Genomic DNA, 6,072 nt, shown 5'->3' with positions numbered 1-6,072 from the left:
CCCCTCGCTGCTGGCCGTGCAGCTCTCGAGCCGAGCATCAGATCTTGGACTGAATTTTAGCGCTGCCGATGCCTTCCAGGCCCCAGTTCTGAAGGACCTTGCATCGAAGGTTGGCTTGGAACCACAGCCCAGCAGTGCGGGAGTGATTTCCGTTCAAGCAACCGGATCGCAGCCACCGCTGTTCTTTGTTCCCACAGGTTTCGGCGATTGTTCCTATGTCGTCAGTTTGGTTAAGGAAATGAATGTAGACTGTCCCGTCTTTGCTTTGCCATGGCCGACTTTCGATGAAGCTCGTCCACTGACTCTTGAAGCGATTGCTGACATGGTCATCTTGGCAATCAAAGAAATTCAGCCCCACGGTCCATACCGCTTCGCAGGATACTCGTCGGGCGGCATCCTCGCCTACGCCATAGCCCAGCGCTTACTGGCCCTGGATGATACCGTGTCCTTCATGGCGTTCATCGATGTTACGTTATTTGCGAATCGATCGAGCATGTCCCCCTCTCTGATCGTCCGAAACATGGTGTTGGAGCGTTTCGAATCGTTGAATGATGAAACCTTCGAAGTTTTGAAACGCTTTGCTGGACAATGTTCAATTGCTCAGCTGATTGAAAAGGCAAAGAGAATTGGGGCGATACCTCCGGATCGTGATCTCCACGATGACATTCTGATGTCGGAAAGAACCGCCCAATTTCATAGGGCATTGCAGTCGTATCAAGTTCCGTCCCTGCCAATCGAGATATATCAGTTTTATGCCATGGAGCCTCTCATCAGCCGTCGGATACCACCTGATAAAGCCTCAACAGGCCAAGAGGCTCGTTCGCCTATGCGCGGCTGGGACCGGGTCTTGAGTCCGGAGGCTATTACTGCCGTACCGATTGTAGGCGACCACGTGACGATGATGAGTGTTATGGAAAACCGCAAGGCTCTGGCCCGAGCTATTTCTACACCTTTAACAGGGGTTCTTGAAAAAGATTCCTAGCGAACTGCACCGAAGGTTCCTGGCTCTGGGACGCGACAATCGCCAAATGTCGGAGAGTTCTGGCTCGGTGATCCAAAGATGGGAAGCATATGTGGTCTGCCGCCGCTGCTGATCGACGACCGAGTCGGGCAATTTGATTTCAAGGCCAAGCTGCATTGGCTGAGCTTCTCATCCGAAAAGCTCAAAGGATCCAGATAGAATGGAGACTATCACCATTGATCAACAGAAACATCCTCGTCGGCATCCGTCCAATAGAACCGGGCGACGAATCCACTTTGTACGATTCCGAAGTTACCTCGTTGGGACGCGCTGTTACCAAAGTTCGCCGCCAAAGCGGTGCTGCAAGAGTAGTCGCCAGAACACTCCTTGGGCAACTGGGATTCCCACAACTGCCGATCCCAAAGACGCGCTCTGGTGTTCCGATCTGGCCATCCGGCATCGTCGGATCTTTGGCGCACCACGATACCGTAGCAGCCGTCGCCATTGCAGGGACGAAAAGAATTGCGGCTCTCGGCATCGACATTGAGCCTAATGAACCTCTGCCGGAGAACCTGATCGAATTGATTGCCACCCCTAACGAACAACGCATGTACGATCTACATCTGCTCAAGCGGCGGGATCTCTTCGTTTTGAAGGAGGCAGTATATAAGGCGTATTTTCCACTGTACAATCAGTTCCTTGAATTCCAGGACGTGGAAATTGATATCTCTGCGCGAGTAGGACACGTGTCGAAGGCAAATTGCACGTTTTCTCTCGAGTTACTTATTTCCAACAATGTAATCGGCTTGGCGTATTCACGGCCGACATTCGGTGACCTTGCTCGGCCCCGTCCCGGAGGTGGGTGATCCGGCCGTTTTCGGGGACTTCCCCCCGGGGTGAAAATGGTCGATCTCGACCGTGCCATCGAGCATGTTTTCCCCCGCCGCCATCAGCCGCAGGGCGTGACCCATGCGCCAGGCTGCGGATTCCGACGTGAAGCCGGCCGCGATTCCAACCAAAGTGTCGTTTAATTGTAAGAAGTCGGCCCTGAATAACGGCTAAGGCGTTGATATTCCGAACCCGTGAAGACGGGTGGAAGCATCCGATTTCGCGGTTGTCGGCTGGAGTGCTTGCAGGCACCAGGCAAACCAAAGAGCGAGAACCGTGAGGATCAGGCGCAGATTTTGGCCTGCGGCGACGAGCAACGCATTGATCGCATCGCCAGCATGGCCGAGGAGGAAGTTGCGGTCCAGTCGGCCGTCGGTCTTCATGTGACCGATGGTGGCCTCGATGGCCGATCGTCGTTTCAGCTCCCGACGCATGGTGGCCGTCAGGCCACGCTTGCGGCCGGCGATCATCACCGAGCCTGAGCCGGCATAGTCGTGGCCGCGATAGCCCTTGTCGACGTAGATGCGGTCCGGATCGACGCCGCCGATCTCCACCGCCTGATCGACCGTTGCTGCGAGCGTGTGGCCATCATACGGATTGCCCTCGAACGCCTTGGCCGCCAGCACGAGGCCCTCGCGGTTGGTTGCCGCGATCCCGACCTTGCAGCTGAATTCGTAAGGGTTGCGGGCTTTGCCCTTCGCGATGCAGACCACCTCGGGCGCGTGCAGGGAGTAGATCTTGTTCCTGTCCTTCGGCTTCTGCGCCAAGAGCCGCTCGACGAGCCCGAGCAACCGGGCAAATCTGGCCTCGAGTTCGGCATTGCCGGCGATCTTGCGGCCGACGTCGCGGAACACCCGGCCGAGATAGGTGCGAAGGCGCTTGAGTTCGCGACGCATCCGGCGGAACTGTCGGGCATGCGCATAGCGACCCGCCCGCACCGCCGCTGCCTTGGCCAGCCGCGTGTGGCTCTGCCTGAGCTCGATGCCGTACCGCTTGGCCTGACGCACCAGGATCTGGATTGCCTTGAGGTAGAGCCGGCTGTCGGTGGGGTGGGCGATCGCCTTCGGCTGCACCGTCGTGTCGACGGTGATCCGCTCCAGCGAACCGGGTTTCGCAGTCCCCGTCTCGAGTGCGACGTCGACGCTTGCCTTCAGCATTTCCTCCAGCCCCTCGGGCCCGATCCGCTTGCGCCAGCGCGTCATCGTGCTGGCATCGATCGGCGGCTCGTGCTGGAAGAACTCGAAGCCGCAGAAAAATTGCCAGTACGCGTTCTCCACCCAGCGCTCCACCGTCTCTTCGTCCGACAGGTCGTGGACGTGCTTGAGGTAATGCAGACCGACCATCAGCCGCGTCGGCTTGGCCGGCCTGCCGACGGGGCGATAAAATCCGCCAAACGCCTCGTCAAAGCGCGACCACTCCATCAATGCCGACAACCGGACCAGCGGATGGCGCGGATTGATGATGGCATCGAGGCGCTCGCGGAACAAATCGCTCTTACCGGACGACGGACGGGCTGGAAGCATTGCAAAAACACCGGGAAACGACGGGATCAAAGGTGGCTTCCGGCATTCTCCAATACTTCAAACCCGATGGGAATCCCTGCAACGCAAGGGGTCCACGAGTTTTTCAGGGCGAACTAAGAATGCAGTCGTTTCGACCAGGATTTGCATCTAATTTGAGAATAGGGAAGTTCGGATTCTCAAATTAGATGCTATCGTATTGGCGAAAGACCGTGCATCCATTGAATTCCATAAGCCGTCTTCGAGAAATACGAGGCCGATAAGGTGTTGACATTGATTTTCACATTAAATGCCAATGGCCGGGCTCGATTATCAAATTAAGTGCACATTCTCAAATTAGGTGTATAGCTAACATACCGAAATCGTTGACAAGCCATTCTCATCATTAACTGCAAAGCGACATCTCCGCCCCAGGCATGAATGCCAGCAGGACGCGCATCGGATCATCATCCCAGTGGGGGAGATCACGCGTTTGCCGCTCCCACTCCGTCGCCGGCACCTTCAACGTCCTGTCGTTTTCCTGAAGGTTATGGTCGATCACCGCGAGCGCGACGCATCGCTCCAGATCGGCAAAGCTGAGGCGAGCTCTCCGTTGCGCGGGGTATTCGTCGCGATCCGCCACGGATCGGCCCGTCGAGCCGGGCTGTGACGCAAGAACAGAGTTGAGCTTCCCGAGCAGCCTTTCAACCACGCCACCTTGATGGACGCGACCACGGTCCCGGTAGCGGATGCGAATGCCGTAGTCCTCGCAGCCACGCTGGAAGGCATGGCCTTTGAACTCCTTGGCGGAGTCGGTCACAAGCGACCGCGGTCGACCGAACATCGGCCACCCATGCTCAATGTACCGGGCGGTGAGCCAGGCCTCCTTCCGGCTCATGGCCTGGGCGAGGCAAAGCGCGACCGACAGCGCCGACGGCTTCTCAAGAGTAAGGCAGAAGCCAAAAATGCAGCGCGTCGTCACGTCGGTGACGATCGTCAGGTACGCTCACCAACGAAGGTTCCTCCGCCCTCGACGACCTCGACGAAATTGATGTCGGTGGGCGTATGATCGATCTGGCAAACATCGAGCGGGCGCGCTGCATGGATATATCCTGGCCGCGGTTTGAGCCGATGGAGATGCTTCGGGTTGGCGGACCGTTTCCTCGCGACCTCCTCGGGGCTGAACAGCCCGGGTATCCGGCGGGCGACCGTGAGATAGGACGGAGCGGCCAAGCCGGCCTCTTCGCAGCGAGCGCGGATCTCGGCCACGACGGGAGCGAGCGGCGGAGCCTCCAGCACCAGCCACTGCTCTCGCAACGTCGTCGCAATGATCGCCTCGATGCCTTGATCAAGGCGCTTCTTGCGGCTGCCATCCAACTGGGGCAGCAGCGACGTCACGGTCCGATCGTTGCGGTAGCGCGCCAGCAGATTGTAGACCTGGCGGGTCGAGAGGCGCAGCTCGGCCGCGGCCCGATTGATTGCCGCGCGTCGTGGCCCCGAACTGTCAAGGACCCTGTCGAGCTCGCGAGCGAGACGACGTGCCGCCGACCATGCTTCGTCGGAGTGCGACGTGCCGGGTGCGGCTTTTCGGTTGTGCAATGGTTTCGGCAAATCGAGCGGTCAGTGAAATCGTTAGTGAAAATTTGCGCCTCTGGTAGCGCGCAAACCTAACCGGCATATGACGTTCGGGCGATTGAAATCGGGAAGTAAAAGCGACAGCAGAAGTTCAGCTGGCCCGGCTCGACGAGAGGACGCGGCGTAGTCCGGTTGGCGCCGGCTTTGTCGAGCGAGGGCATTTCTTCGACTCGGCTGCCAGCATGTGGGTTTCCGGTGAACTCGTCCATGTCGAGGATCTCGTTCTCCACGACGCGCATATGGACGTTCGGGCTCCGACCCACGAACTCGTCATTGCCCACTCTATCCTGCGAGCGCGCCGCCGGATCGCGGATTCCGATTCAGGCTGGGCGCTGAGCGATGTCGGCATCTCCGCGCTGCGTGGTCGACCGGTCGATGCGGTCGCGGAGAGGGAAGGGGAGGGGACCATCGATGATGATGATGCCGTCGAAGCGCCGGACGCCGATACCGAGTCTGCTGATGACGCGTTTGCGCAGCATTTTGCGGATATTGATGCTGTCCTCGCCCGCTCCGAACGGCTGTTGACGGAACATGGCGCAAAGACGGCGCTGCAGCCGCCGGCGAGGGTAGAGCCCAGCGGACGCGACCCACTCATCTACGACCAGGATTGGGACGAAGCAGAGCGACTTTCCCGCTGGCGAGATACGATTTCTGAAGCCGACGCTATCCCGGCGTCACTCGGGGTAGCCGTTCTATGGGAAGCTTGGGAAACCCTCGAACCCCTTCAGCGCCAGAATTGGCTGGGCTCCATTCTCGTCGGCTCGTATCTACGATCGAGGGGCAAGGTCGCCAGTCATCTCCTCGCATTCAACGTTGGCTTGAAGGCAATCTCGCGAGAGCGGCGGCGTTCGTCGACCCATACGACCAGGCTCATCGCATTCCTTAATGCCCTGTCGAGCGCGGCGGAAGCCGGAATGAAGGAACTCGATCGCCTCGGCCAGGCAAAGGATCAGATGGAGCGTCGGCTGAGGAATCGTCGTTCATCGAGTAGTCTCCCCGATCTTATCGAGCTTGTCCTCTCGCGACCGATCGTTTCTGCGACGATGATCGCGAAGGCAGTAAAGGTCACCCCTCGGGGCGCCCTCAACC

General features: G+C 58.7%; 4 protein-coding genes and 2 pseudogenes. 3 read left to right on the top strand and 3 right to left on the bottom strand.

Annotated features, from left to right (window positions below):
* Positions 1-982, top strand: a 982-nt coding sequence (locus tag EOC06_RS30835; protein ID WP_164898819.1) for a thioesterase domain-containing protein, incomplete at its 5' end; no start/stop codon positions are given.
* A 215-nt stretch (positions 983-1,197) separates the two neighbouring features.
* Positions 1,198-1,827: a 4'-phosphopantetheinyl transferase gene (locus EOC06_RS30830; protein ID WP_095488768.1), complete on the top strand. Its 630-nt coding sequence runs from the start codon at positions 1,198-1,200 to the stop codon at positions 1,825-1,827.
* Here the strand turns inward: EOC06_RS30830 and EOC06_RS30825 are convergent.
* From EOC06_RS30825 to EOC06_RS30815, 3 genes and pseudogenes are all read right to left on the bottom strand, one after another.
* Positions 1,803-1,953: pseudogene (locus EOC06_RS30825) on the bottom strand (IS1595 family transposase); the annotation flags it as partial. The gene EOC06_RS30830 and the pseudogene EOC06_RS30825 overlap by 25 nt on opposite strands.
* Before the next feature lie 66 nt (positions 1,954-2,019).
* Positions 2,020-3,372: an IS5 family transposase gene (locus EOC06_RS30820; protein ID WP_095488767.1), complete on the bottom strand. Its 1,353-nt coding sequence runs from the start codon at positions 3,370-3,372 to the stop codon at positions 2,020-2,022.
* 400 nt (positions 3,373-3,772) lie between these two features.
* Positions 3,773-4,959 (bottom strand): annotated as a pseudogene (locus EOC06_RS30815) (transposase family protein); the annotation flags it as partial.
* Positions 4,960-5,078: 119 nt separating this feature from the next.
* On the opposite strand from EOC06_RS30815, the gene EOC06_RS30810 reads away from it, so the two are divergent.
* On the top strand, positions 5,079-6,072 hold a 994-nt coding region (locus EOC06_RS30810; RefSeq protein ID WP_128309566.1), incomplete at its 3' end, for an RHE_PE00001 family protein.

It is taken from the genome of Mesorhizobium sp. M7A.F.Ca.MR.362.00.0.0 (assembly GCF_004023175.1).
Taxonomy (GTDB): Bacteria; Pseudomonadota; Alphaproteobacteria; order Rhizobiales; family Rhizobiaceae; genus Mesorhizobium.
This window is presented reverse-complemented; position numbering and strand designations above follow the sequence as displayed.